Source organism: Shewanella sp. SM20 (assembly GCF_025654545.1).
In the GTDB taxonomy this organism is placed as follows: Bacteria; Pseudomonadota; Gammaproteobacteria; order Enterobacterales; family Shewanellaceae; genus Shewanella; species Shewanella oncorhynchi.
Map to the genome: position 1 here is coordinate 1 of NZ_JAKKRK010000146.1, position 582 is coordinate 582.

At 50.0% G+C, this 582-nt stretch carries 1 tRNA gene and 1 rRNA gene; both read right to left on the bottom strand.

Going from position 1 to position 582, the window contains the following annotated elements:
* Window positions 1–170: 170 nt before the first annotated feature.
* Window positions 171–247 (bottom strand) — tRNA-Ile (locus tag L5M18_RS23360).
* A gap of 162 nt (window positions 248–409) precedes the next feature.
* Window positions 410–582 (bottom strand): 16S ribosomal RNA (locus L5M18_RS23365); the annotation flags it as partial.

Below are 582 nucleotides of genomic sequence, written 5' to 3' on the forward strand. Positions count from 1 at the left end.
AGGCAGGCGCTCTCCCAGCTGAGCTATAGCCCCATTTACATGCAGTGCGAGTAAGTAAGATGTTCCAAACCTCTAAAAGGATTGGTTTGCCAATCATTTCTTATCAAGGCGGACAGTGGCGACGTTTAGTTCACTAAACGAGTCACTTTCCAACGCTGAGAAGGAAGGATTGGTGGGTCAGAGTGGACTTGAACCACCGACCTCACCCTTATCAGGGGTGCGCTCTAACCAGCTGAGCTACAGACCCATCTTTTGATAAACCCATATTCATCCAGAACCACCGACCTCCCCTACTCTTAACAAGGGGATTGGGGTGCTAACTATCTGAGCTACAGACCCATCTTTTACTCTTTCTTCTATCAAGCAAATCTGTGTGAACACTCAACAAACATTAAGTTAGTCGTATAGGTAAGGAGGTGATCCAGCCCCAGGTTCCCCTAGGGCTACCTTGTTACGACTTCACCCCAGTCATGAACCACAAAGTGGTGAGCGCCCCCCCGAAGGTTAAGCTACCCACTTCTTTTGCAGCCCACTCCCATGGTGTGACGGGCGGTGTGTACAAGGCCCGGGAACGTATTCACC